Source organism: Pseudonocardia sp. CA-142604, from assembly GCF_050948475.1.
In the GTDB taxonomy this organism is placed as follows: Bacteria; Actinomycetota; Actinomycetes; order Mycobacteriales; family Pseudonocardiaceae; genus Pseudonocardia; species Pseudonocardia alaniniphila.
Window position 1 is genome coordinate 7,026,561 of the sequence record NZ_CP192045.1, and the last position, 24,452, is coordinate 7,051,012.

At 67.8% G+C, this 24,452-nt stretch carries 20 protein-coding genes and 4 pseudogenes; 16 read left to right on the forward strand and 8 right to left on the reverse strand.

The window, feature by feature from the left end:
- The first annotated feature begins 378 nt into the window (after positions 1-378).
- The 6 genes from ACQPZQ_RS31795 (at position 379) to ACQPZQ_RS31820 (ending at position 7,973) form a co-directional block, all read left to right on the forward strand.
- Positions 379-1,845 (forward strand): FAD-dependent oxidoreductase, encoded by a 1,467-nt coding sequence (locus tag ACQPZQ_RS31795; RefSeq protein ID WP_433286956.1) that lies wholly within the window; start codon positions 379-381, stop codon positions 1,843-1,845.
- The gene (locus tag ACQPZQ_RS31800; protein ID WP_433286958.1) at positions 1,845-2,933 is read left to right on the forward strand and encodes an alpha/beta hydrolase; all 1,089 of its coding nucleotides are present in this window, start codon (positions 1,845-1,847) and stop codon (positions 2,931-2,933) included. The genes ACQPZQ_RS31795 and ACQPZQ_RS31800 overlap by 1 nt, the downstream gene beginning before the upstream one ends.
- A gap of 63 nt (positions 2,934-2,996) precedes the next feature.
- Positions 2,997-3,143 carry a hypothetical protein gene (locus ACQPZQ_RS31805; protein ID WP_433286960.1) on the forward strand — a complete coding sequence of 49 codons (147 nt, stop codon included), beginning with the start codon at positions 2,997-2,999 and terminating at the stop codon, positions 3,141-3,143.
- Between the two features lie 481 nt (positions 3,144-3,624).
- Positions 3,625-4,485, forward strand: coding sequence for an SAM-dependent methyltransferase (locus ACQPZQ_RS31810; protein ID WP_433286961.1), 861 nt, complete (start codon positions 3,625-3,627; stop codon positions 4,483-4,485).
- A 1,130-nt stretch (positions 4,486-5,615) separates the two neighbouring features.
- A complete protein-coding gene (locus ACQPZQ_RS31815; protein ID WP_433286963.1) occupies positions 5,616-6,095 on the forward strand; it encodes an SgcJ/EcaC family oxidoreductase in 480 nt (159 codons plus the stop codon).
- A 381-nt stretch (positions 6,096-6,476) separates the two neighbouring features.
- Positions 6,477-7,973 (forward strand): carboxylesterase/lipase family protein, encoded by a 1,497-nt coding sequence (locus tag ACQPZQ_RS31820; RefSeq protein ID WP_433286965.1) that lies wholly within the window; start codon positions 6,477-6,479, stop codon positions 7,971-7,973.
- 142 nt (positions 7,974-8,115) lie between these two features.
- Here ACQPZQ_RS31820 and ACQPZQ_RS31825 read toward each other — a convergent pair whose 3' ends face one another.
- Together ACQPZQ_RS31825 and ACQPZQ_RS31830 are read right to left on the reverse strand one after the other, a co-directional pair.
- A complete protein-coding gene (locus tag ACQPZQ_RS31825) occupies positions 8,116-10,407 on the reverse strand; it encodes an ATP-binding protein (protein WP_433286967.1) in 2,292 nt (763 codons plus the stop codon).
- A 371-nt stretch (positions 10,408-10,778) separates the two neighbouring features.
- Positions 10,779-11,123 carry a hypothetical protein gene (locus ACQPZQ_RS31830; RefSeq protein ID WP_433286969.1) on the reverse strand — a complete coding sequence of 115 codons (345 nt, stop codon included), beginning with the start codon at positions 11,121-11,123 and terminating at the stop codon, positions 10,779-10,781.
- Between the two features lie 43 nt (positions 11,124-11,166).
- On the opposite strand from ACQPZQ_RS31830, the gene ACQPZQ_RS31835 reads away from it, so the two are divergent.
- From ACQPZQ_RS31835 to ACQPZQ_RS31845, 3 genes are all read left to right on the forward strand, one after another.
- The gene (locus ACQPZQ_RS31835) at positions 11,167-11,748 is read left to right on the forward strand and encodes a DUF2306 domain-containing protein (protein ID WP_433286970.1); all 582 of its coding nucleotides are present in this window, start codon (positions 11,167-11,169) and stop codon (positions 11,746-11,748) included.
- Positions 11,749-11,828: 80 nt separating this feature from the next.
- On the forward strand, positions 11,829-12,278 hold the full coding sequence (locus tag ACQPZQ_RS31840; RefSeq protein ID WP_433286972.1) for an SRPBCC family protein: 450 nt from the start codon (positions 11,829-11,831) through the stop codon (positions 12,276-12,278).
- Positions 12,279-12,776: 498 nt separating this feature from the next.
- Complete coding sequence (locus ACQPZQ_RS31845) at positions 12,777-13,343, forward strand: hypothetical protein (RefSeq protein ID WP_433286974.1); 567 nt, start codon at positions 12,777-12,779, stop codon at positions 13,341-13,343.
- On the opposite strand, the gene ACQPZQ_RS31850 is transcribed toward ACQPZQ_RS31845, so the two are convergent.
- A protein-coding gene (locus tag ACQPZQ_RS31850) for an IS5 family transposase (RefSeq protein ID WP_433286883.1) occupies positions 13,340-14,246 on the reverse strand; the annotation gives its coding sequence in 2 pieces (ribosomal slippage) (positions 13,340-13,768 and positions 13,770-14,246; 906 coding nt in all). The genes ACQPZQ_RS31845 and ACQPZQ_RS31850 overlap by 4 nt on opposite strands.
- A gap of 171 nt (positions 14,247-14,417) precedes the next feature.
- Here ACQPZQ_RS31850 and ACQPZQ_RS31855 point away from each other — a divergent pair.
- Positions 14,418-15,303 (forward strand): IS5 family transposase gene (locus ACQPZQ_RS31855; RefSeq protein ID WP_433299454.1). Its coding sequence is split into 2 segments (ribosomal slippage): positions 14,418-14,804 and positions 14,806-15,303, totalling 885 coding nucleotides; the frame shifts between segments, so codons are not numbered across the junction.
- Positions 15,304-15,321: 18 nt separating this feature from the next.
- Here the strand turns inward: ACQPZQ_RS31855 and ACQPZQ_RS31860 are convergent.
- The gene (locus tag ACQPZQ_RS31860) at positions 15,322-16,848 is read right to left on the reverse strand and encodes a GMC family oxidoreductase (protein ID WP_433286976.1); all 1,527 of its coding nucleotides are present in this window, start codon (positions 16,846-16,848) and stop codon (positions 15,322-15,324) included.
- Positions 16,849-16,916: 68 nt separating this feature from the next.
- Positions 16,917-17,630, reverse strand: a complete 714-nt coding sequence (locus ACQPZQ_RS31865) for an SDR family NAD(P)-dependent oxidoreductase (RefSeq protein ID WP_433286978.1) — start codon at positions 17,628-17,630, stop codon at positions 16,917-16,919.
- A gap of 230 nt (positions 17,631-17,860) precedes the next feature.
- Here ACQPZQ_RS31865 and ACQPZQ_RS31870 point away from each other — a divergent pair.
- A pseudogene (locus ACQPZQ_RS31870) lies at positions 17,861-17,983 on the forward strand (replication initiator); the annotation flags it as partial.
- Between the two features lie 136 nt (positions 17,984-18,119).
- Complete coding sequence (locus tag ACQPZQ_RS31875) at positions 18,120-18,464, forward strand: replication initiator (RefSeq protein ID WP_433286980.1); 345 nt, start codon at positions 18,120-18,122, stop codon at positions 18,462-18,464.
- 97 nt (positions 18,465-18,561) lie between these two features.
- On the opposite strand, the gene ACQPZQ_RS31880 is transcribed toward ACQPZQ_RS31875, so the two are convergent.
- Complete coding sequence (locus tag ACQPZQ_RS31880) at positions 18,562-19,437, reverse strand: alpha/beta fold hydrolase (protein WP_433299456.1); 876 nt, start codon at positions 19,435-19,437, stop codon at positions 18,562-18,564.
- A 533-nt stretch (positions 19,438-19,970) separates the two neighbouring features.
- On the opposite strand from ACQPZQ_RS31880, the pseudogene ACQPZQ_RS31885 reads away from it, so the two are divergent.
- From ACQPZQ_RS31885 to ACQPZQ_RS31895, 3 pseudogenes are all read left to right on the forward strand, one after another.
- A pseudogene (locus tag ACQPZQ_RS31885) lies at positions 19,971-20,198 on the forward strand (transposase); the annotation flags it as partial.
- Positions 20,199-20,227: 29 nt separating this feature from the next.
- Positions 20,228-20,377 (forward strand): annotated as a pseudogene (locus ACQPZQ_RS31890) (IS1380 family transposase); the annotation flags it as partial.
- A 4-nt stretch (positions 20,378-20,381) separates the two neighbouring features.
- A pseudogene (locus tag ACQPZQ_RS31895) lies at positions 20,382-20,552 on the forward strand (RICIN domain-containing protein); the annotation flags it as partial.
- A gap of 84 nt (positions 20,553-20,636) precedes the next feature.
- Here ACQPZQ_RS31895 and ACQPZQ_RS31900 read toward each other — a convergent pair.
- Positions 20,637-22,391, reverse strand: coding sequence for an FAD-dependent oxidoreductase (locus tag ACQPZQ_RS31900; RefSeq protein WP_433286982.1), 1,755 nt, complete (start codon positions 22,389-22,391; stop codon positions 20,637-20,639).
- A 486-nt stretch (positions 22,392-22,877) separates the two neighbouring features.
- Here ACQPZQ_RS31900 and ACQPZQ_RS31905 point away from each other — a divergent pair, with 486 nt between their 5' ends.
- A complete protein-coding gene (locus ACQPZQ_RS31905; RefSeq protein WP_433286984.1) occupies positions 22,878-23,249 on the forward strand; it encodes a hypothetical protein in 372 nt (123 codons plus the stop codon).
- Here the strand turns inward: ACQPZQ_RS31905 and ACQPZQ_RS31910 are convergent.
- Positions 23,216-24,433, reverse strand: coding sequence for a cytochrome P450 (locus ACQPZQ_RS31910; protein ID WP_433286986.1), 1,218 nt, complete (start codon positions 24,431-24,433; stop codon positions 23,216-23,218). The two genes, ACQPZQ_RS31905 and ACQPZQ_RS31910, sit on opposite strands and share 34 nt — an antisense overlap.
- Between the last annotated feature and the right edge of the window lie 19 nt (positions 24,434-24,452).

Consider the following 24,452-nt stretch of genomic DNA (forward strand, 5'->3'; position numbering starts at 1 on the left):
CCCGTTCGCCACCGCAGTGCAGACGTCTGTCGGCCACGCAGCCGGCTATCGCCCGATCAGCCCAGCCGTCTACGGCGTTGGGCGGAGGCCTCGACCACCCGTCCGGTGCTCCGGTGTGATCAAATCACCATCACAGTCGGTACCTGGACCACTACCCCGCCGAGCACGCCCCACCTCCGCCGCTCGGGGCACCGACCCACTGCGACGCACGGCAATCCGTCATCAAAGAGGAACGATGAGCGTAGAAAGCAACGGAGCGAGCGCCCACATCCACCTCAAGCCCGCCGCCGTGTGGATGGCTGCTGTCGGCGCGAGCGCGGCCGGCGACAGGGAGACCCGGGGCAGCGGCAGGCAGCAGTGCGGACAGAGGCATCGGCCGTGCTGAGCCCGTCCCGTGTCTTCGCTGAGCTCAGCGAAACAGGTCGGCCCGACGCTCCCCGGCGGGTGATGGGCCGCGCGGTGGTTCTCGGCGGGAGCATGGCGGGGCTGCTGGCCGCCAGGGTCCTGAGCGACCACGCCGACCAGGTCGTCATCATCGAACGCGACGACATCGGCCCAGCAGCCGACACGACGGGGTTCGAGCCGCGTCCGGGCGTGCCACAGGGCAGCCACGTGCACGCACTGCTCCCGTCGGGACAGTTGCAGCTCGAGCGGTGGTTTCCCGGCTTCGCCGACGAGGCCGTCGCCACCGGTGCCGTGGTGCCTGATCACGCCGCTGTCCGCCACTACGTCAACGGGACACAGCGCCGCTACGCGAACGACCTGACGATCAGAGGCCGGGCGCTCTCGGCGACGAGACCGTTCCTCGAGGGCCTGGTGCGCGCCCGGGTGGCGCAGCTCGCGAACGTCCACATCGTGCACGGGCAGGCGGCCGGGCTCGCGATAACCGGGGGAAAGGTGACGGGAGTGCGCCACCACCCAGGCACCAGCCCGGACGCCGGCGCAACCGGCGTCCCGCAGACCGAGCAGGCAGATTTCGTGGTGGACGCGATGGGTCGCTCCAGCAGGCTCGGCGGTTGGCTGGCCGAGCACGGCCTGCCGAGCCCGCCCGTGCGGCGGATGCCTATCAAGCTCACCTACGCGACGGCGTTGTTCCGGCGTGACCCGCAGATCAGCGACATCGATGTCGCCTTTGCGCAGGCCCTGCCCGCGCCGGGGTGCGTCGCTCGGATCGGCGGGATCACCGCGGTCGAGGACGACCGCTGGATCATGCTCGTGGCCGGGTACGACAAGGATCGGCCGAGCCGCGAACGGGCGGACTTCGTCAGCCGGTGCCGGCGGGACTTCCCGGCGGTCTTCGGGGACATCGCGGAGCGCGGCGAGATGCTGGGCGACGTCGTCACCTATCACCAGGCCGACAGCAGACGCCGCGACTTCCACGCGCTGGACAGACTGCCCGCCGGACTGATCGCAGTGGGCGATGCGGTGGCGTCGTTCAACCCGGTCTACGGCCAGGGCATGGCCGCGGCGTCGCTGCACGCCTCGGCGCTGTCGGCCTACCTGTGCCGCGATCCGCGCCTCGGCGAGCCCGCCGCAGACTACTTCGCGATGGTGCGGGTCGTCGTCGACGCGGCATGGCAGACCTCCACGACAGCCGACCTCGCCCTCCCCCACGTCGACGGGCCCTACCCGCCCGGGTACCGACTCGTCGCCGGCTTGGCCAACTTGATCTTCATGACATCGGCCGACGACCGGGAGCTCAACCGGCGGCTGAGCATGGTCACGACGATGCTCGCCCATCCCAACACGCTGGCCCGGCCGAACGTGCTGATTCATGCCGCGCTGGCCCGCCTGAAACGCCGTGGCCCGGGCGTCGCGTCGGCCGACCGTCAGGAGCTGCCGTGATGAACCGCCGCCCGGGAGAGCGCACGCACAAGCTGAGTGCAGTTGCGATCAGACTGGCCCTCGTATTCTGTGCGATCGGGTTGGCCGGTGTCGCCTTCCCCGGTGTCGTTCTTGCCCTGACTCCGGCCGTGGCGGCCGAACCGGACTGCCGTCGCGCCGAGTTCACCGCCACCCACGTTCCGCTCGTCGTCAGCACGCCGGCTCGGGTCTCCGGCGAACTGTGCGCCGCCCCGCGCGACAGGGTCGTGCACCTGCTCGTTCCCGGCGCCACCTACAACAGCTCCTACTGGGACTTTCCCTACCAACCGGAGCGCTACTCCTATGTCCGTGCCATGCGTGCCGCCGGAATCGCCACCTTCCGGCTCGACCGGTTGGGAACGGGCGAGAGCAACCGCCCTGCCTCCGTGGAGATGTCGCTCCTCTCCCATGCCGAGGTCGTGCGCCAGCTGGTCCCCGCGCTGCGCACCGGCTTGATCGGGGGGCAGTCCTTCGAGAAGGTAGTGATCGTCGGGCACAGCTTCGGCACCCTGGTCACCTACGCCGCCGTCGGGTCCGAGCCGAACCTGGTCGACGGCGTCATCGCCACCGGCGTCTCCAGAGGCCCCGACCTGCCCGGCTTGCTCGAGATCCTTGTGACCTTCACCCACCCTGCGCGGCTGGAAGGGGGCCGATTCGCCGGAATGGACCCCGGCTATCTCACCACCGTCCCAGGGCAGCGCGGCGACTTCTACCACCGGCCAGCAATCGATCCTCAGGTCGTCGTGGTCGACGAGGCGACCAAGGACGTGCAGAGCGCGACGGATCTGGGCACGATCGCACTGCCACTGCTCTCCACTCTCAACTTCCGCAAGCCGGTGCTCAACGTGATGGGCGATGACGACCTCGTCTTCTGCCAGCTCATCCCCTGCTCATCGCCACTCAGCCCATGGAACGCCGAGCGCCTGCTCTTCCCGCAGGTCCCGAGCTACGACAGCCAGATAGTGCCCAGCACCGGCCACAACATCAACCTTCACCCCAACGCCCATCTCTTCTTCGAGAAAGCCATCGAATGGACCCGCACTCATTTCCCTGAACAGCTGACGGGCTGATCCGTGTTCGATCAAAGCTCCATCGTCGCGCTGTAGCACAGCCTGCCCTCCAGCGGTGTCTCCATGAAGAAGATTCCCGGTGACGAAGGAGATCCATCGCATTCCCGTCGCGTCGGCGCTCACGCCGGCCTCGAGCCCGCTCCAGTCGCCGGTCGGGTCGCGCCCATCGGCCTGCCCGCCGAGATGAACTTCCTGCTCGACGGCGACTGATCACCGAGAACCGGGCGCACGAGCACCTGCGGCTCTCGGCCGACGGACTCGCCGACTGGCGCCTTACCACGCCCGACGAACGGGCCGACCCGCTCGTCGCCGCCTACCTGCACCACGGCCGGAACGCGCCCATGACCGCCGAGACCCGACCGGTCCCAGGCGCATCGCGTGGTGACGGCGCAGCGCTCCCGCCTCACAAAGCAGTGGCCCTGCCGCGCCAGGAACGGCTCGATGCTCCTGATCAGCTCGTCGTGTCGACTGACGACGATAGATTCGGTGGGCGCTCTCGACTCCCTTTCCCGGGACGAGCCCCAAGGGGAACTATGCGCCAGATCTCAAACACCTCGGCTCGAGCCCGATCGTTTCTGGTTGCACGCTGCGCGCTTCGCACATGCTGTTTGTCAGCCAGTCGTGACTCCGGCGCTGGTCGATCATGTATGCGCTACGGTGAGTAGCACACAGCTTGCCGGAGGTTGAACACATGGCCGAGCCCGCCCAGTGGCTCCAGGACAAGATCGCCGAGCACTACGCGAAGCCCGATGGCGGCAGCCGGCCGCCGGCCATCGACCTCAGCAGGCCGTCCGTAGCGCGGGTATACGACTACCTGCTCGGTGGTCAGAACAACTTCGAGGTCGACCGGCTCGCGGCCGACATGCTCAACGAGAAGTACAACGGCGGCGCCACGGAAGTCTGTGTGACCAACCGCCGGGCCCTGCAGCGCGCCGTGCGCTACCTCGTCGGCGAGGCCGGCATCCGGCAGTTCATCGACATCGGGTCGGGGCTTCCGACCCAGCAGAACGTTCACGAGATCGCGCACGAGATCGACCCGACCGCGCGGGTGGTCTACGTCGACAAGGACCCGATCGTGCTCGCGCACGGCCGGGCCCTGCTGGCGGACAACCGAACCACGTCCGTGGCCCAGGCAGACGCCAGCAACCCGGACTCGATCCTCGACGCAGCCGACACCCGGGCGCTGGTTGACCTGGACCAGCCGTGGGCCGTGCTCATGGCGAGCGTGCTGCACCACCTGACCGACGAGGAGGACCCGGCAGGCGTGACGCGGCGGCTCATCGAGCGGATGCCGTCGGGCTCCTACCTGTTCACGGTCAACCTGCTGCGCGAGGACCACCCCCAGGCCGGCGCGGAGTTAGAGGCCGAAGTCGTGTCGCAGGTCGGGAGCGGGTACATGCGCACGTGGGATCAGATCCGCCGCTACTACGACGGCCTGGAGTGGGTGGACCCAGGGCTCGTGTACGCGAACGACTGGCGCCCGACCGACACCTACCGGGTGGGGGGACCGTGGTCGACCGTGATGGTGGCCGGGATGGGCCACAAACGCTAACGCGTATGCGCGCATGCGTTCCGGTCGACCAGGTCCGCCGCGGAGCCGGAACGGCCGGCTCGCCGTGAGAACGAGCTGATCCACGCATCCGGATAGCCATCTTCACCGATAACGCCTGCCTGACCGCCCGATCCACCGTGCGCGCCAAGGTCGGATGGGGCGAACTGCCGGCGCGGGCAACCGACGGCGAGGTCGAGTGACGTTCGCTACGAACGCATTGCCTCACGCGATCGGCAAGCCGGCTCGCGCGACACACAGGGAGGGACATCGGGTCGCCCCCTGCGAGCTCGTCGGCGAGCGTCCGGTACAGCCTCGCGCGGGCCAAGAGCGTGAGCTCCGTGTGCGGGCACTGTCGTCGTTGCGCGGCCGGCCAACGGCTGACCCATCCGCGGCACCCGGCATGGAGGGATTCCGGAACGCCGGCCGCCGGTGGCGTGAACCGTCCTGACTTCGGTGGATCCAGGATTCCTTGACTTCGGCCATCGTGGCCGGGTCGTTCTATCCGCGTGGTGGTGAGGTCCGTTGCTGGCAGTGCAGCCGTGGTGGGCGCAGGTACAACGCTCGATGTAGCCGGAAAGCACAGCGGTGAAGCGGCGGGTCAGCATGCGCCGAGTTCGCCACCAACTGGAGCTAGCCGGGGTGTTGCGCCCGGCGTGTGATGCCGCGAGGGCGGGACCGCAGGATTCCTCGGAATCGACCGGGTCGACTGTAGTGGTGCTGTGGACGTGCTGTGGGTGTACGCACGGCGAGTTCCGATCGAAGACTGTCACCGGTCACGAGAGTGCAGCCGGCCGTCGACAGTCAGGAGGAGCCAGCGATCGCGACGATCACGAGACGACTCGCAGGGCGCCTTGACACCGGCGCACCTCGGCAGTTCCGATCGCAATAAGCATTCTATTTTCCCGTGGTAGGAGGGGACCGTTCCGTTTGCGTCTGCGGACCACCCACAACGGCATCCTCCTACGACGACACCGGGCCTCCGATCCGACTACGCGAAACCTGCGGGGGCCACGATCGTGACGCCGTCTCCTCGCGTCGCCGCCGGCCTCCGACGACTGTACGTCGATGGTTGGCACACCCGGGCCCGTGCCCGGAATTGATGTCTATTGACAGCACAGGAAGGTGATCGGATGAATGAGTTGGTTGCGGCGATGAGCGCCATCCCGACCCGAATGAACGAGGCATGGAACCGCGGCGACGCCACCAGCTTCTTCGCAGACTTCGCGGACGACGCCGTCTTCGCAGATTTCGAGGGCACTATCTACCGGGGACGCCAGGAAATGATCGCGATCCATCAGGGGATCTTTGACACGGTGATGAAGGGGTCACGACTGGTTCAGGGCGACGTGCTGTTTGCCAAGATCCTCCGGCCGGGTTGGGGCGTGGTGCACCACCGCGTCGGCATCATGCTGCCGTCCGAGGAAGAGCCGCCGCCGAGCCGCCGGTCGATGCAGCTGTTCGTCATGGCGTGGCAGCACAACCGCTGGGAAGTCGTAGCCCTGCAGAATTCCCGACTGCTCTCACTGGAAGCTGTCGCTGCCCTTGAATCCATGACGAGCGCCCAGCGAGAGCATGACGCTGAGACGAACGTGCACGAAGGTCGTCGATGAGTAGGTGAAGTCGATAGGTAGTTGGGCAGTGGCGGTGACTGTGATTGGCGTACCTGACTTGGCGGATGTCCACGGCCGGACGGATCCTCCGCAGCGACGACGCACCGCTGCGGACGGCAGAGGCCCCCCAGCGGTGCCGGCCGTGAGGTCTCATCCGGAGCCGGGTACGACCAGTCTTCGACGGTCCGAGACCCCATCCACCTCTCGAGCGGGTGATAGGGCGGCGACACCAGCAGGAGGGTCTCGGGACCACCGACCGCGGAGCCCCGTCCGTGGCGCGCCGCCTGACTCCGCTCGCCTACCCGACCACGCGGTGCCGTTCCGCTGTGCGCCGCCGCGACCCTGACCACCAGCCGAATCTTTGTCGCACTGAGGTGACAGATGAGCACGACGTCGTCCGCACCGGTCGTCCGCGTCCAGCAGGGTGAGCTGCGCGGGACCACCGACCGCGGAGCACTGGCCTTCTTCGGAGTGCCGTTCGCGGCCCCGCCGTTCGGGCCCGGCCGGATGCGCGCCCCCCGCCCGGCGTCACCCTGGAACGGCGTCCGCGACGCCACCGAGTACGGCCCCACCAGCCCGAAGGCGCCGTACCCGCCGCAGTACCGGCCGTTGTTCCCCGAGGTCGACATCCCCGGCGAGGACTGCCTGAACCTCAACGTCTGGACCCCCGACACCACCGGCTCGCTACCCGTGCTGGTGTGGATCCACGGCGGCTCGTTCACGAACGGTTCCGGCTCGGTCGCTGAGTACAACGGCGCCGCCTTCGCCCGCGACGGCGTGGTCACCGTGACCATCAACTACCGGCTCGGCGCCGAGGGCTTCCTCTACACCGGCGACAACGTCGCGAATCCCGGTCTGCTCGACCAGGTCGCCGCGCTGACCTGGGTGCGCGGCAACATCGCCGCGTTCGGCGGGGACCCCGCCCGGGTCACCGTCGCCGGCGAGTCGGCCGGCGCGATGAGCGTGACCACGCTGCTGTCGATGCCCGCCGCGGCCGGGCTGTTCCACCAGGTGATCGCGCAGAGCGGCGCCGCCGCGCACACTCTGGACCCGCAGGACGGGCGCATGGTCGCCGGCTTTCTTGCCGAGGCGCTTGGCGTCGAGCCCACTCGGGAGGCGATCGCGGCGATCCCGGTGCAGCAGGTGACCGCCGCCGTGTCTGCGCTCACCGAGGAGGTGCAGACCGCTCCGAACCCTGCGAAGTGGGGCACGCTGGCGCTCAGCCTGCTCCCGTTCATGCCGACCGTGGACGGCGAAGTCGTGCCCCGCCCGCCGCTCGAGGCGATCGCCGCCGGCCGGGGCGCCGACGTGGCGCTGCTGATCGGTTCCAATCAGGACGAGGCGCGGCTGTTCTTCGTCGCCGACGGCAGCATCGGCGCCGTCGACGAGGCCACGCTCGCCGCCGCAGCCGGCGCGTACGGGCTGGCCGCAGAGGGCGTCGAGGTCTACCGCCGTAACCGGCCCGATGCCCGCCCCGGCGACCTGCTGGCCGCGATCGTCAGCGACTGGTTCTACCGCGTCCCGGCCGTCCGCGTGGCCGAGGCCCGCAGCGGCAGCACCGCCTCGACCTGGGTGTACCGCTTCGACTACTGGTCGCCAGCCTATGACGGCCGGCTCGGTGCCTGCCACGGCGTGGAGATCCCATTCGTGTTCGACACCCTGCACGTACCGAGCACGCGCCCGCGGGTCGGCGACTCCGCGCCACAGGTCGTGGCCGACACCGCGCACGCCACGTGGGTCAGCTTCATCCGCCGCGGTGACCCCGGGTGGGAGCCCTATACCGTCGATGCCCGCACGACCGGTCTGATCAACGATGGGGTGGCGGCGGTCGACGACCCGGCTGGCGACGAGCGCAGGCTCTGGGAAGGCGTGCGCTGATCAGCGCCCCGCCCGACCCGCGGCCACCGGGGAGCCCACCGCACACGGTCGACGCGGCCATATTGTCCAACCGCGAGCGCGGGAGAACACTCGCTGAGCTGCAGTTCTGCCGTATGACCCAGTCGGTGCTGCCTCGGGAAGGTCAGTGGCTTGCCTGGTCGCGAACCTTCCGGGCGATTTCCACGAGCTCCGCCATGCCCGCCTCCCGCCCGGATCGCCAGGCAACGTCGAACGCGGCGGAGCCCAGGTCACGGCGGGCCTGGTCGATGTCGCGGGTGACCAGCTCATGGGTGGTGGGGAAGTCCTCGACCACCCCGTGCGCGTTTGCGTAGGCGGACCATGCACCGAACAGGCGGGCACCGGCGTCGGGGTCTCCGAGCCGGACCGCCACGACGGCGAGGGTCGAGAGCATGTAGGTCAGCGTCCAGCTGTTCACTGCGGCGACCGCGAGGTCGATCGCCTCCCCCAGCAGCCCGGCGGCCTCGTCATTGCGACCGCCCAACTGCGCGGCGACGGCGCGAAGATTCAGCGCTGCCCCTGTCTCGAACGCCGACCCGAGGTGCCGCGCTGCCGTTTCGGCATCCCGTGCTGCCTGCTCGATGTCGGGTGCGTGACCGGCGAGCAGCGCGATCTGCGTTGTTGCCATGCGGGCGTGGGTGATCCAGTAGGGGTCGCCGAGAGTGTCGGCTCGGCGGTTGGCCTCGTCGACCAGTTCGCGGGCCAGGGGAAGGTCCCGGGAGAACACTGCCGTCGAAGCGGCGAGCGTCGCGGCCTGGGTGGCGAGTAGCTCGTCCTCATCGTCGCCGGTCGCGAGGTCGAGGGCCTGCCGGCTGCGTCGGCAAGCGTCCGTGGGGGCGGTGAGGTGTTCCAGGCCCGCCCATGCCACCAGCAGCCGGATCCGGCTCTGCAGTGTCAGCGGCCGGGGGTGCAGACGAGCGGCCCAGGTGCTGCCCTCGCGAGCGTGTCCGCGGATGGCCAGGTGCAGCCAAACCAGCCAGAGCAGCTCGGCGGCGTCGTCGTCGCGGTCGTGCTCGATGAGCTGGTCGAGCACGACCCGCAGGTTGCCCAGCCCCGCTTCGAGTCGGTGCAGCGCGGTCACTTGGCCGGCGCCGTGTAGGTCACTGGCCAGGACGCGGGCGGTGGCCAGGACGGAGTTGGTCAGGCCGGTTCGGGCGTCGTCGGCCTGGTCGTGATCGAGGTGCTCGGCGGCGTGCTGTCGGATCGGTTCCAGCAGTCGGAACCGTTCTTCGTCCCCGATGTCACCGACGTGGATCACCAGGGAGTGCTCGACGAGTTCGGTGAGTGCCCGGGTTGCGTGAGCGGCGATGAGACCGCTGACGGCGAGGGCGTCGGGCCAGGTGAATCCGCCGACGCACACCGACAGGCGAGCCAGGAGTCTTCGTGCGGGGTCGGTGAGTAGCCGCGTGCTCCAGTCGAGGGTTGCGGTGATGCTCCGCTGTCGGGTGGGCAGGTCGTGGGGGGCGATGTCCGGGGGTGCGTCCATCGTCTGGAGGAGTGTGCGGGGGCCGATCCGGGACGCTGCGGTCGCCGCGAGTTCCAGGGCCAGCGGCAGGCCGTCGGCGTGGCGACACAGCTGGGCTATCGCGTCCGCGTCGCGCTGGTCCTCGGCGACAGTGCCGCCACGGGCGTTCATCCGCTCCCGGAACAGCCGAACCGACGTGTCGTGGTCCAGCGGCGCCACGCGCACCTCGCGTTCGGCCCGAATCCGCATCGGGGTCCGACCGGTGGACAGGATGGTGAGCGCCGGGCAGGTGGAGACCAGCGTGGCCACCGCCGACGCGCACGAGAGGACATGCTCGATGTTGTCGAGCACGAGCAGCAGGCGTCGATTTCCCACGAACGATGCGACGGCGCCGATGAGGTCGGCCGTGCCGGTGTCGGGAACACCGAGCGCGCCGGCGATGGCCGGGACGACGTCGTCCGCGCTGCGGATGTCGGCGAGTTCGACCAGCACGGTGCCGGCGGGGAACTGTTCGCGCGCCGCAGCCGCGACCAGCAGCGCAAGGGTGGTCTTGCCGACCCCGCCTGGCCCCGTCAACGTCATGACGGGACGCGATGGCACTCTCAGAGCACCCACGATCGCTTCCACTTGGTCGTCGCGACCGATCACCGGGGAGGCGGGTGCGGGCAACCGATCGTCAGTGGGAATCTGGACGAGTCTGGACGACCTCGCTCGGGCCGCGGTCGACGTCTCGGACCGCGGGACGGCCGCGACCAGACGGGCACGCTCGTCGTCGTCCAGGCCGAGCGCGTCGGCGAGCGCTCGCACGGTGTGCGGATAGGGTCGACGCCGCTCGCCCCGCTCCAGCGCCCCGACAGCCTTCTGCGTGATTCGCGCGCGGGTCGCGAGCTCCTCCTGCGTCAGCGACCGGGCCGTCCGGTACCGGCGCAGCAGCTCGGCGAAGTCGCTCACGCGTGCAGCCTCCCGGCACCGGTCACAGTGGTCGGACAACGGGCGCCGAACGGGAACTTCGGCTCCACAGTTCAAGCATGCCTGCTGGGCGGTCGCCCTTGACCTCGGCCGCCCGAATCGACGGAGACGTCGGGCTGGTGCCAACAGCCGCGATGTCGCCACGGACGTCGTTCCCGGTGATTGATCCACACCTGTGCTCGCGGACCGGGCGAGACGCAACTGCCTCCGAGGTCGTCGAATCGGCTGCTTGCGCGTCTTGCCCGCAGATGATGTGGCGACGGGGTGCACTGTGGACACACTGTGGGTGTACGCACGGCGAGTCTCGGCCGAAGACTGTCACCGGTCGCAAGAGTGCGACCGGTCGTTGACAGTCAGGAGGCCCGGCGATGGCGGCGATCACTGGACGGTTCGTCGGTCGCAGCGACGCCGGCGTACTTCGGCTCCCGGTGCTGACGAGCATGCCGCTGTCCGGATCCGGCCCGGACCGACCCGCGGTTCTTGGTTGTCGCCGGCAACGCCGCGGGCAGCCGCCAGACGTTTCGCCCCTCCGAATTTGACGGGCTGCGCGCACGATCCACGCCGTGATCGGCGCGATCCGAGACATTCATCAGACCCCAAGAGGATGCCTTGACATCGGAATCACCATCACTGAACAGGTCGCGGGTGCTGTGGGGCGTGCTGACCACCTCAGCAATCGCCATCGCGTTCATCGCCATCCCGTCCTTGCTGTCCGGTGCGCTCCCACTCGGCCCTGACCCCATGCCACATTTCCTGTCACTGCTCATCCACGCGGCTCCCGGAGCCCTGGCGTTGTTCATCGGGCCGTTCCAATTCGCCACCCGGCTGCGTGTCCGCTACCCCACGCTGCACCGGGTCTCCGGGCGCGTTTACATGGTGAGCGTCGTCGTAGCAGCGGTTGCCGCGTTCATCGCTGCCACCTACTCGGTCAGTGGGTTCACCGCCCAGGTCGCCTTCTACATCCTGTCGGTCGCCTGGCTCTACACCCTCTTCCGGGCGTTCCAGACAATCCGCCGTGGCGAGGTGCAGCTGCACCGCGTGTGGATGATCCGCAACTACTCGCTCACCTTCGCTGCCGTGACGCTGCGCATCTACCTCTTCAGCGGCATCGCGCTGCAGCAGACGACCTTCCCGTCTCTCACGTTCGCCGACATCTACGTCACCGCCGTGTGGGCATCCATCCTGGGCAACGTCCTGGTGGCCGAGTACTTCATCGTCAACCGGACCCTGCAGCCGTTGGCCCGCCGCCAGCAGCGACACGACAGCGGCACCACCCCGGCCCAGAGCGGCGGGCCGGTCGGCGCCGCGCAGATCCGCTCCTGACCGACGCACACTGCCCGCCCTGGCCGACGCCCCAAGCCGCGCCAGGCCCCACCGAGAATCCCGCTCAGGAGTTCACTGCGATGCCGCACTACCACGTCAGCGCGACGACTTCGGCCCCCGTCACCACCGTCTGGAGCCTACTGATCGACGGACGTAGCTGGCCGCAATGGTCCTCCGGACTGGACGAACTGGTGGAAGAGAGCTCGACCGGACTCGACCCGGGCAGCCGTGACGACGTCGGGACCGTCCGCGCCTTCCGCACGGGCCGGATCGTCACGGGCGAGCGACTGACCGAGCTCGTGGATGGCCGGCGCATCGCCTACGAGGACGCCTTCAACTTCGCGATCAAGGATTATCGCGCAGTAGTTGAACTGGAGCCGACAGCAGTGGGCGGCACGACGATCAACTGGCGGGGCACCTGGCGCATGCGGCCTGGGATCGGTTGGATGACACCTCTCTTCCTTCCCCGGGTTATGCAGCGCATGGCGACCGATCTTGCTGGCTACGCGGCAACCGTCGAGGCCAGGTGATCACGATCATTCACGCGCCATCCTCGCCGGTCTCCGACGACTGTGCACCGATGGTCTAGGTTTTCCGAGCCGTGTGGGCACGCCAATGACGACCATGATTGCCACCGGACGCCACCGGAAATCCCGCTCCGCGTGCCGGCAACGCCCGCTCACCGACCGCTGCACGGCGTCCCTCAGAGGCCTCGAACCATCGTCAAATGATCTCCCGGGGCACATCTGTGTTGGAGAGCAGACGGGGTCTCAACTACGTGAGGAGGCTAACCAGCAGATCAAAAATCGCCTGCCGCCGCTCCTCAGGCACAAGCTCGTTGATGCCTCCAACGAAGATGCCGATATTCGCCAAGACGAGGGAGCGGCGCAGGGCTCGTCCGCCGCTGTCTCGCCGCCAGCTCGCAGGCCACGTGTGGAGCGTGGGACTCACGACCGGCCACGTTGGCTTCCGGGATTACATGATCTACTCGCGATCGGAGACGCGCAGGAACCAAGGAGACGAGTCCGATGAGCGAGCACAACTATCCCACCGGTCAACAAGGTTGGGCGGGCGGGCAGCCGCAGCGCGACCGGCCTCTTCCCGGCGAGGCCTCGGTGTCGGGCTGGAGCGCCTACCCACCACCCGGCCAGGGCAGCCATCCCACGTCCGTAACGGGGCCAGGCGGCCCGCAGGTGCAGACGTCGAGAGCGTTTACAGCCCGCCCCCGCACTCGACTCACATTCCTGATCGGGGCATTTATAGGATTGGTCCTCGGTGGTGGCGGCGTTGGGTTGGGCTGGTTCGCAACGACGGCCGGCCTGTTCGCCTCGACGGCCGGCCAGGCCGATGCCGATGCGGCCTGTGCTGCCTTGGCGAGAACGGCGAGCCTTGATCTGACCAAGGATCTGGCGGGGTACATACGATGGGGGTCAGCGGTCGGCATGGCGCAGGCGGCCGCGGAAGCCAACCCGCAGTACCGGGCTCTCCACGATGCCATTTCCCGCCCGGCGGACATCGTTGCTGACACGTTCAGCACCGAGGGCCCAGAATTCGCAGACGCGGTGGCCAAAGCTCGGGAGGCATGTGGCCACTAGCGCCTGTTTACTAATCGGCGGAGCCAGATGTTGATCCCAGCGATCTGGGTGGTGACTTCGAAGCGCAGGGCGAGCTTGTCGTAGCGGGTGGCGAACCCCCGGTGGTGTTTGTGCAGGTTGATGCTGCACTCGACAGCGTGGCGCTGGCGGTAGGTGTCGGGGTCGAACCGTGGAGGCCGCCCGCCATGTGACCCTCGCTTGCGCCGGTGGGCCTGCTGGTCCCGCTTGATCGGGATCGTCGCCCGGATACCGCGACGGCGCAGGTAAGCGCGGTTGGCCCGTGATGAGTACGCCTTGTCGGCCAGGACCCGGTCCGGGCGGGTCCGGGGCCGGCCCCGCCCGGACCGCAGGACCCGGATGCCGTCCAGGACCGGCACGAACTGAGGGCTGTCTCCCCGATGCCCGGCGGTGATCACCGTCGACAAACGGTGTCCGTCCCTGTTCAGAGGCCAGGTGCAGCTTGGTGGTCCACCCACCACGAGACCGGCCCAGCGCGTGGTCGGCCGGTTCGGCACCAGGTGGTTCGACTTGGCCGGCCGGGTCGCGGCGGGCACCCGCGGCGTGCTGGTGTGCCCGCACGATCGTGGAGTCCACCGACACGTCCCAGCAGATCAGGCCTGCCTCATCACCGAGTTGCAGCAGGCACTGCAAGATCCGGGTCCATACGCCCTCACGCTGCCAACATCGGAACAAGCCATAGACCGACTGCCACGAGCCGTACCGCTCGGGTACGTCACGCCATGGCGTGCCGGCGCGGGTCCGCCACCGGATCCCGTCGATCAGCTGTCGCCTGCTCCACTTTCGGGGCCGCCCACGTCCAGTATCCGCAGGTAGCAGCGGCTCAAGTAGCTGCCACTGCGCGTCGGTGAGGTCATGACGGGCACCCGCGGGTACGGTGCCCACGAGGTCTCCGGTGGTGATGGTCTTCTTGGTCGTTGATCCATCTACCGGAGACCTCACTCATCTCCACGGACCGACACGCACAGACACGCGACGAAGATCCACTTTCTAAACAGGCGCTAGGGCCTGTCCTCAAAGCGGGTGTGGCCGTTCTGATTTGATCTTGGGCTTGTGGTGCGCAGGCACGAGCTCACTGATGAGCAGTGGCAGGTGATCGAGCCGTTGTTGCCGGTCTCGGGGGCGAGGGGTCGGCCGCGGGTGGATGACCGGCGGGTGATCAATGGGATGTTGTTCAAGGCCAAGACTGGGGTGGCGTGGCGGGATGTGCCCGCGCGGTACGGGCCGTGGAAGACCGTCTACAACCGGTTCTGGCGCTGGTCACGCAACGGCACCCTCACCGCCCTGGTGGTGCGGGTGCGGCTGATCGCCGAGGCGGTCGACGAGCTCGACCGTGAGGTCTCGGTGGACTCCAGCATCGTGCGCGCCCATCAGCATGCCGCTGGCGCCCGCAAGGCCATCACCACGCCGTCGTCCCCGGGGGGTGGACGGGTCCTGCCGCGGACACGGCGAGCCAGATGATCATGCTATCGGGCGGTCCCGGGGCGGACCCTCCACCAAGATCCATCTCGCCTGCGACGGTCACGGTCGCCCGTTGTCGGTGGTGTTGACCGGCGGCAACGTCAACGACACCACCCAGTTCGAGCAGGTCCTGGCCGGTGTCGAGTTCCGCCGCCCCGGCCCAGGTCGCCCGGCGACGCGTCCGGTTCGGGTGCTGGCGGACAAGGGCTACTCCAGCCGTGCCAACCGGGCATACCTGCGACGACGTGGGATCCGGGCGACCATCCCCGAGCGGCGTGACCAGCAAGCCCACCGGGCTCGCCGCGGCTCGGCCGGCGGGCGACCACCCGCGTTCGACAAGCTCGCCTACAAGCGACGCAACGTGGTCGAACGCTGCTTCAACCAGTTCAAGCAGTACCGGGCCATCGCCACCCGCTACGACAAGACCGCCACCTCATACCAGGCCATGATCGACCTCGCGACCCTCCGCATGTGGCTTTGAGGACAGCTCCTAGTGGCTTCACCGGTCGTTGACGGGACTTCCTGACGTCAGGAAGGTGGCCGCCCGCTCGGCGATGGCGAGCACGGTGGCGTTCGTGTTGCCCGAGACGATCGAGGGCATGACGGACGCGTCGGCTATGCGGAGGTTCTCGATGCCGTGCACCCGTAGATCCGGAGCCACGACCGCATGTGTGTCCGTACCGATGCGGCAGGTGCCCACGAAGTGGTGGTAGGTGGACAGACTCCGTCGAATGTGGTCGCGCAGGTCGGAGTCGCTGCGTGCGGCAGTGCCGGGGGCGGCCTCGCGTTCCCGCCAGCCGTCGAGGGACCTCGCCCCGCCGAGTTCCCTGGCCCGTCGCAGGCCGACGACGAGGCGGTCGAGGTCGCGCTCGTCGGCCAGGTAGTTCGGGTCGATGAGCGGCGCCGTGCCGGGGTCCGCGTCGGCCAGGCGGAGCGAGCCGCGGCTGAACGGGGTCATCAGCGCCACGCGTACCGAGTACCCGCTCTCCTCTCCCGGCCGCAGGCGCGGATAGAGGGGGCTGTCGAGAAAGATCATCTGCAGATCGGGCTGGTCGGAAAGGCCGCTGCTGAACAGGACGTTCGGCTTGCGGAAGAAGCCCCTCTCAACCGGCTGACGCGCCGTGTACGCAAGGGCGACGAGCGGGTGGTCGTGCAGGTTCTCGCCCACACCGGGCAGGTCCGCCCTCACCTTGACCCCGACCTCGCGCAGCTGCTCGGCCGGACCCACCCCCGACACCATCAGCAGCTGTGCCGAGCCGAACGCACCGGCGGTGAGGACGACCTCACGCTGCGCCTGGACCGTATGCTCCTCGCCGTCCCTGATGTAGACGACACCGCGACACCGCTGCCCGTCGAGGACGAGCCTGCGAGCGACTGCGCGGTCGACCACGGTGAGATTGCGGCGGTGCAGGATCGGGCGTAGGTAGGCGTCGGCGGCGGACTGGCGCTTCCTGCCGACGACATTCACTTCGGTCCACGACGAACCCTCGCCTTCTGCCCCATTGAGGTCGTGGTGGTAGGCATGACCAGTTTCGATCGCGGCGTCCAGAAGGTCGTCGAACAGCGGATGTGTGTCGTGGGCAGGCGCCGCGATCATCGGTCCGCTGGTTCCCCGGTAGGCAGAATCACATCCCGGCGCGGTCTCGCTGCGCTTCAGAAACGGCAGCAGCTCCTGGTAACCCCACCCCGTCGCGCCGCCTTTCTCCCAGGCGTTGTAACTGAGAGCGTGGCCGCGGATGTGCATCATTCCGTTGATACTGCTCGATCCCCCGAGGACCTTTCCCCGCGGAACGGGATGAACAGCGCCTTCGGTCTGCTTCTGCGGAGTCGTGGAGAACGCCCAGTCGACCTCCGTACCGGCCAACTGCAACCAGGAACCCGGGTCCGACACGGCGGGAGGGGCGTCCGCGGCGCCGGCCTCCAGCAGCATCACTGTCACCGTCGGGTCCTCGGAGAGCCGGTTGGCCAGGACACATCCGGCTGTCCCGCCACCAACCACGACAAAGTCACATTCTTCCATGACCATCCAGTCGAGAACGCCATGCAGGGTCGCTTCCGTGTCGGTTCTTGCTGCCCCTTACTTGTTTTCCCATCTCAGTGGCCTGCGCTCATGCCGCCATCAACGTGGAGGATCTCGCCGGTGACGAACGAGGCGTTCTCCAGGTAAATCACCGCGTCCACGACATCGCTCAGCTCGCCCAACCGGCCGACCGGCTGGAGAGCGGCGAGGGTGTCGTGGGCCTCGCGCGGGTGCATGGGGGTATTGGTCGTGCCGGGAGAAACGGCGTTAGTGCGGATGCCCCGGGCGGCGTACTCGATCGCCAAGGACTTCGTGGCGTACTGCAGCCCGCCCTTGGTCAGCGCCGCCAGCACGGAGGGCACGCGGGCGTCGGCGTTGTCGACAATGCTGGCGGTGATGTTGACGATGTGGCCGCTGCCCTGGGCGAGCATCTGCTCGACGGCGAGCTGGGTGATGCGGAAAAAGCCGGTGAGGTTGGTGCTCGTGAAGGCGGCGTAGTCATCCAGGGTGTATTCGGTGAAAGGCTTGGCGAAGAAGATGCCCGCATTGTTGACGAGGGTGTCGACGTGGCCGTAGCGGTCGATCGCAGCAGCGACGACGCGTTCGGCGGTGGCTGGGTCGGCGATGTCGCCCTGGACGGTCAGGACGTGCTGGTCGTCGACGGGCGTGATAGAGCGCGAGTTGGCGACGATTGCGTAGCCGAGATTGCGGTAGGCGTCGACCAGGGCGGAGCCGATGCCCTGCGAGGCTCCAGTGATGATGGCGACCTTCTGCAGCGGTGTCTTCATGGTGAACTTCTTCTTTCAGTGCGGGACGAGTTCCTTTGCCTGATCGACGCGGTGAGTCCGCAGCGGGGCGTCCTCCCCGGCGTCATCTCTAGGCATCGATCGCATGCTAACCAGGCCATACCAGCTGGTCCACTTTCAGGCCGTGGTTCGTGATGCTATCCCGGCAAAGTCGCCATTATCCGGGCAATCTGGAAGGAATCGGCTGGACCGATCGGTCCGCAATATCTCGCATGGCAGGTGGTTGTCAAGTAGTCGGACCAGTACTGCAACGGGCGCTCGGTGCGCGCCTGTCGTACACGAAGGTGGCCGAGTACCAGCGCCGCGGGCTCGTGCACTTCCACGCCGCCCTGCGCCTCGACGGGCCCGACGGACCCACCGACCCCACACCACCGGGCCTCACTGCCGAGGTGCTCCGGACACCGTCCGGCTCGCCGCTCGTGCCGCGGCGCTCACCGTCGCGCGCCCGGACGGGACACCGCTGGTGCTGGCGTGGGGCCGCCAACTCGACCTGCGCACCATCACCCCGCCCACGCCGCCCACCTCGACGACGGGGAGATCAGCGACGCCTCCTCCGCCGGCTACATCGCCAAGTACGCCACCAAAGGCACCGGCGCGTCGGGGACCGCCGACCGCCGGATCCGCGACATCGACCACCTCGACGTCTCCCCGCACCACAAGGCGATGAGCCGCACCTGCTGGGAGCTCGGCGCCCTCGACCAGCGCCTCCTCCACATCGGACACCGCACCTACGCCGAGCGCGAATTGGCTGTGGCCATCGCAGAACGGAACCGGCAGCAGCGAAAGAGCAGGACCACTCAAGGAAGAGCAACGTGAAGGGAACGGAACCGCTGACCTACAGCGTCGACGAGGTGGCGGCTCTTCTGGGCATCGCCCGCGAGGTCGCTTACGAGTGCATGCGGAACGGGTCGCATTACTCCAGAAAATTCAGCAATTGGCGTGTGGTCTCCTCGGGCGCCTCTTCCGGGATGAAGTGACCGACTGGTACGGGGCAGCCGCGGACGTCGTCGGCCCACCCGCGCCATATCGCCAGTGGATCATCGTAAAGTTTCGCGACCGAGCCGCGCTCGCTCCAAAGGAAGAGCACGGGACACGCGATCTTCCGGTTTCCACGATCCGCCTCATCGTGCTGGTAGTCCAACGTTGCGGACGCACGGAACTCCTCACAGATGGCATGCACGGTATCGGGGTTGGCGAATTTCTCGATGTACGCGGCACGTATCTCCGTCGGAAAAGCGTCCTTCACCTCGGTCCACGTGTTCAGCATGAAGTCGACCAGGTTTGCCGGCACCGCATTGATGAACTCTTCTGGCACTGGCTCTGGCGCGGCGAGGAAAGACCATTGCCAGTAGGTGAGGCTGAAGTCCTTCTCGGCGCGATCGTACGCGTCACCGACGGGAACAATGTCCATCACGGCGAGCCGTAGAACAATATCAGGGTGGTCCAACGCGAGCCGGTAGGCGCAGCGTGCCCCGCGATCGTGCCCGACGATATTGAACTTGTCGTAGCCCAGATGTCGCATGACCTCGATCTGGTCGCGACTGATGGCGCGCATGCTGTAGGGCTCGTGATCGGAGGTACTCGACGGCTTGCCGCTGTCGCCGTACCCGCGCAAATCGGTCGCAACGACAGTGTAACGCTCGGCGAGATGAGGAGCTACGCGATGCCACATAAGATGCGTTTCCGGAATACCGTGCAGGAGTAGCAGAGGCGGACCATCGCCGCATCGACGTCCGTGGATTGCCGCACCCGCGGTAGAAATGTCAAACTCTTCGAATCCATCGAACATGGCCACGAACCCTTCCTTCGAGACCAGCCGCGTTGGCTTGCCGGCTCAACGGCGGCATTCCCTGTCCTCAGCTCGACTCGATACAGGCCCCGGACCGACGTCGGCCTGGTCTTCACCAGTGACCAGACCCAAATGCTGCCCTGGCACCGGCAAGACGGCGTCGCCGCTAGCGCCCCTTGCCATTTCCCGCCAGCGGCAATGTCCGCACCCCCGCTAGCCTCCATGCCTCTACCCGCATTCTGAGACGCGTCCTGCCAGGAGTCCGTCATGGCTCGCCAGCCGCCGAACAGCAAGAGGAACGAGTTGGCAAAGACCATGCCGGCCCCGTGGGTCAGCACGTGCGGAGTGAACATCACGTCGGCGAAGTGCCGCCGTCATCCAGGCCTCTCTGCAAGCTTCCCGCGTACCGGTGGGTGGCCAGAACGCCCTTGGGTCGCCCGTCGTGCCAGAGGTGTACAGGACCATGCGGATATGTCCTCACCACCCGCCACCTGTCTGTCGAGTCCCGGCTGATGCTTGACGTGGCGGGTTCGACCTTGGTCGAGCGGAGCACCCGCTACGTGATGTTGCTGCACCTTCCCGACGGGCGCAACGCCTCCGGCGTTGAAGGGGCGATGGGGCATGCGATCAGCACCCTGCCGACCCAACTACGCCGAAGCATCACCTGGAACCAAGGCAAGGAGATGGCCCGCCACGCTCACTTCACGATCTCCACGGGCATCCAGGTCTACTTCGGCGATCCGCACAAGCCGTGGCAACGGTGTCTTGCGTGGACGGTCGTTCCCGGTGGGCACAAGCCCGCACAGCATCTCTTGACGACCGTCTCGGCGCCCATCCCGGTGGTGAGCAGACCCTGATCCGCACCGACTCCGCGGGCGGCACCCACGACTTCGTCGCCCGGCTCGCCCAGCGCGGACGCTGGATTGCCTACTCCGTCGGCAGTCGTGCGTCCGGGGGATCAGATTCGGCGCGCCGGTTGTGCCCCCGGACAGCAGCAGGGCGATGTCGCCTGCGTCCGGCTCGTCGTCCAGGTCAAGTCCGGCAAGTGCCTGGACGACCCGAACTCCTCCACCACACCCGGCACCCAGGTCCAGGTCTGGGACTGCAACAGCAGCGCCGCCCAACAGCGGAAGCTCCCTGACCCACGGCCCAGGTCCGCCGGGTTCATCCCTCCGGGACCCGGCGGATCCGACCTTGGGTCAGCCGCGGAGTTGGGTCATCGCTTCGAGCAGGGCATCGGGTGCGCCTTCGTCGTAGGCTTGCCTTCGCCAAGCGACGATGTGGTCGGGCCGGACGAGCAGTGCACCCGACTCCGTGGTCTCCCGGACGGCGGCGAACTCGCCGAACGGATCTTCGGTGGCTTGTCCCGGCCCGATGATCTCGATCGCGATCGAGATGCCGGTCTTCGCGGCGACGTCCTCGACCGCCTGGCGCCAGTACAGACCGTTGGTGCCGGTGAGGAGCGTGAAGCTGCCGTGGCCGACGAGGTCGTGGGTCGAGATGGTCTGGCGGCCACGGGCGAGCCACGCGTGCGGCAGCGGAGCGCCGGGGCGGGTGCTGGGCTGGTAGTAGAGCTCGGGATCGCGCTGCCACTCCGGTTCCGGTGTCCCGTCCGGTACGACGGCGGACGAGGTGTAGCGCTGGTTCATCTCGATGCCGTGGGTGTTGTAGACGTAGTGCGTCGAGTCGATCGCCGTGCGCAGCGCGCTGCGTTGCTGTTCGGACGCCGCGTCGGTGTCTCGTAGCGCCGCCATGTTGGTTCTCAGCTGGTCCGGGTCGGACGTGCCGAGCAGCCCGAGCGCGGCGAGGATCGGCGGGAAGTCGCCCAGGCTCTTGTTGGCGCGGGTCACGGTCTGCTTCGCGACCGGCGCCCGTTCGGCGTCGTAGCTGTCGAGCAGCGACGGGTCGGCCTGACCGCGCAACACGTGGGCGAGCTTCCAAGCCAGGTTGTAGGCATCGCCGATGGAGACGTTCGATCCGAGCCCGTTGGTCGGCGGGTGGCGGTGGACGGCGTCGCCCAGGCAGAACACCCGCCGGTCGGACAGCTGGGTCGCGTAGGCGTCGTTGACCGTCCAGGCCGAGGTGGCCTCGATCGTGACGTCGAGATCGGGCACGCCGACGAGCATCCGCACGATGCCAGTGGCTTCCTCGTCAGAAAGCGCCGGCGGGCCGTCATCGACGTCGTAGTTCCAGATCGCCAGCCATTTGTGCCACGGCCGCACCATCCGGACGAGGCCGATGCCGAGGCCGCCGCGGTCCGAACCGGGGGCGATCACCCAGTACAGGACGCTGGGCCGGTGCGCGACCCAGGGCGACAGGTCGGCCGCGAAGACGATATTGAGCGCCCCGGAAACCCCCATCTGCCCTTCGACCGGGAGGCCGAGGTCGGCGAGCACCTTCGAGTTCGCGCCGTCGGCGCCGATGAGGTATCGCGCGCGAATGTCGTACTGCGCGCCGGTCAGCCGGTCCGCGACCGTGACTGTGACCCCGTCGTCGTCCTGGACGTGGCCGACGTACTCGGTGTCGAAGCGCACCCGGGCGCCGCGCCGGGCGGCGGCGTCGACCAGGATCGGCTCGAGGAGGTTCTGCGGCAGGTCGCACATGCGGGTGGGCGAAGCCAGGTCATGGTCGGCGCCTCGATGGGGCTCGGTGCCCCAGGTCCGCACCCGGCCCAGTTCGGTCCCCGCCACCGCGGTGCAGTAGGTGTTCTGCCCCATCAGTTCGCGAGGGCTGGCGAGCGCGACTGCCTGGTCTTCGAGTCCGAGGTCCCGCAGCACTTCCATCGTGCGCTGGTTGGTGATGTGCGACCGCGGAGTGCGCGATGTCCAGCCGTACTTGTTCACTGCGACGGTGGAGACACCGTACGTGGCGAGCAGCGCTGATGCGGCCGCCCCGGCCGGCCCGGTGCCGACGACGACGACATCCGCATTCACAGCGGGGATGGGTGCAGTCATCTCGAACTTCCGTTCGTCGGTTACTCAACAGTCAACAGCGCACGGAGACGCCGGTCCGATACCTGATCCGGATGCGAAACCGGAACCACGAGGTATGCCCCTGAGCCGAAATTGCTGCCGGGTGAACACGATCGTGGCGGCGCACAGCAGCGGAACAGCGCTGTGCGTCAGCTGAGCGGTGACCGCCCGCGCGCCTTGTCGAACAGGTCTCGGGTCACCGTGCCGGCTACCGCTGCTTGCGGTAGCGCACGGTTCGATTGTCGGGGGCTGCAGCGTGCGTTGCGTTGCCCTTGAGGAAAAGGTTCTCAGCGAGTTCTTCAGGTTGACCGCGATCTTCATCTCCTTACCGCCGCACTCCTGGGGAAGCGTGTGCAGTACCGCGTCCTGGGGGTGCCACCGCGCCCGCCGTGCGTGAGGAACAGCGCGGACGACGAGCGTCTGGCCCTTCGGCCCGCGGTGCACGTAATGCTGCTCCATCGAATACCGGTGGTCGTCCACAACGTGCTCGGAGCGGAGGCTCCGCTGCAGGATCCGGGGGCAGGCTTCCAGCTTGCGCACTTGCCGGCCGCGCCGCCCGGTCGCGAACTCACGACCGATGAATCCAGCGCCGACTACCAGCCCGTTTTCGGCGTCATCGAGCCGCCGGCGCAGCTGCTGGGCGGCGCGCAACGTGCGCAGGGTGCAGACCCCGCCAACGGCAAGCCCGGCACGTCGAGCGTTCGGTCCCGGACGCAGGTGGCAAGCACGAGCTGTTCGTATCGATGGACCGGAAGCCACGCACTTGGATTCGTCGAGTTGTATTTTCATGAATCTTCTTCCTCTTTCTACCAGGTAACCGGAAGCCGGTATGCGCCATAGACGAACAAGTCCGACTTGAACGCGATCTGATCACGCGGTATCGCGATGTCGAGAGTGGGGATGCGCCGGAAGAGCGTCGAGAAGACGATCTGCAGCTCGGCCCGGGCCAGCATCTGGCCGAGGCACTGGTGGATGCCGTATCCGAACGCGAGGTGGTGCCGGGACCGGCGGTGGATGTCCAGCTCATCCGGGTCGCCGGGAAAGGCGTCGGGGTCGCGATCGCCCAGGTTGCCCGGGAGGATGACCCCGTCGCCCTCGAGAATGAGCTGACTGCCGATCTCGATGTCCGCGAGGGCCACCCGCCGGCGGCCGTAATGCGTCACGTGGTTGTAGCGGAGCAGTTCCTCGACGGCGTTCGCGATCAGCTCCCGGTCCTCGCCGGACCGGATCTGATCAAGCTGATCGGGGTGGTCGAGCAGCGCGATCGTGCTCATGGTGATCATGTTGGCGGTCGTCTCGTGCCCGGCCGGGATCAGCACCATTCCGGCGCCGATCGCCTCGGCCCGGGATATCTCGCCGGCCGCCCAATACCCGGCCAGGCGGCTGAGCATGTCGTCCTGAGGATCGTCTCGCTTGGTGTCCAGCAGTCCCCCGACGTACTCGACCAGCTCGCTCGTGGCTTCGGCCAGCTCCTGGGCCGGGAGTTCGGGCGAGACGATCTTCTCGGTGATGCCCTGGAACATCTGGTGGTCCTCGTACGGCACGCCGAGGAAGTCGGTGATGACCAGGGTCGGCAGCGCCAGCGCCACCGAGGCGACGAAATCGGCAGGCTTGGGGCCGCCGAGCATATCGTCGATCAGGTTGTCGACGTGCCCCTGAATTGACGGGCGCAGGGCCGTGATGCGGTTGATCGTGAAATCTCGGCCGTACATCCGCCGGAGCACGTCGTGCCGCGGGTTGTCCAAGGTGATGATGGTGCGCGAAAGCTCGGCCTGACTCTTCTTGATCCCTTCGACCGCCACCGGAAAATTGGGAAGGGTCTGATCCGAGCTGAGCCGGGGGTCACCGAGCAGCGTCCGCTGGTCCTCGTACCGCGTGACGATCCAGGCCGGGGTCCCGCCATTGGAGATGACCGGCACGACCGGTCCGGCGTCGCGCAGCCGGTACAGCAACGGCGGCGGGTCGAAGGGATGGTCCGGATCCCGGTCCATCGTTATTGTCCGTTTCTCCTGCAGCGACCCCATGTCGGCTCACTTTCTCGAC